The 1,195-nt window shown below is 49.5% G+C and carries 1 protein-coding gene; it reads left to right on the forward strand.

Annotation, left to right across the window (positions count from 1 at the left end; all coding sequences use genetic code 11):
• Positions 1–192: 192 nt before the first annotated feature.
• Positions 193–942: a sulfotransferase family 2 domain-containing protein gene (locus ACXJ5O_RS27575; RefSeq protein WP_457302689.1), complete on the forward strand. Its 750-nt coding sequence runs from the start codon at positions 193–195 to the stop codon at positions 940–942.
• Positions 943–1,195: the final 253 nt, after the last annotated feature.

The following is a 1,195-nucleotide window of genomic DNA, read 5'->3' on the forward strand; positions in this document are numbered from 1 at the left end:
CAAATTTCCTATTTTCCACACTGATAGAGCTACGCAAGGTCGATCCGGCTCTCCAATTAGTATATATTCGCAAAATAGCTAACTTGGGGCGGGTTAGCACAGCGTTCAGTTATGCCGCGTGCGCGGCGCAGGGGTTCTCATCAATAGTACGGAGTGAAAATTAACGCCGCCCTAGAATAGCGAAGGGGTGCCGTGATTATTTCATACCGACACAAATTCACCTTTCTTCATTGTCCGAAGACGGCAGGAAGTTCCATCAACATGGCTCTTGTCCCGCATTTGGGACCATTTGACATTCTTCTGGGATCGGAAAAAGAGCGTGCCGACATAGGCGCTTTCCCAAATCTCAGGGCGCGTTTCGATGCTGCACAAACTCAACGTATGGCAAGCATTCCGGCGGCGCTGGCAATCAATGCAAAATGGTCAAAGCGTGCAATTGGCCTGCAAAACAAGCGATATCAAGGGCATTTTGGACCGATTGCAGATCATCCGAGCGCGGAACAAGTTCGATCGTTCGATGAGGAAGCCTGGAAGAGCCACTATAAATTCACCTTCATTCGCAATCCTTATAAAAAGATAGTTTCAATGTACCTCTACCTGACAAGGAAGTCCGCTGCGACCCGCGATCCCTTTTCTGTCTTTGTGAGGAATATGACGGAGCGAAGGGGTTCGTTCGCGGCTTGGCATCATCTGATGGATTCTTGGCCGATTTACACCATCAATGATCGCGTAGCAGTCGACTTTATAGGACGCCATGAGAGTCTTGCGGCCGATTTCGACTCATTGTGTGATCAACTCAATATATCGCAACCGAAGCTCGGTGCGGCCAAGGTTGCTCAGAAATATGATTTCCGCGAATTCTACGATGCAGAAACACGCAATGTGGTGCATCGGCATTGCGAACGCGAAATTGATCACTTCGGTTATAGATTTGACGATTGAAGAAGCTCAACGCGTCTCTCAAATGCAAAAAACCCCGCCTAAAACGGGGTGAATTAGCCGGGTCCGCAGAAATTGGCGCGGAAAATTCATGTCATCATGATTTTCTTCGCCGCTATAGGCAAGCGCTTTTTTCTGGCAGCCCTGACCGGCAGGCCGATAGTTATCTGTGAAACGGTCTGGATATCCACTCGATCGAGCTGGCAAGGCCGATACCGAGTGCCGTGCAGGCAATCCCAACAACGACGCATAGTCG

This window comes from Phyllobacterium sp. P5_D12 (assembly GCF_054049495.1).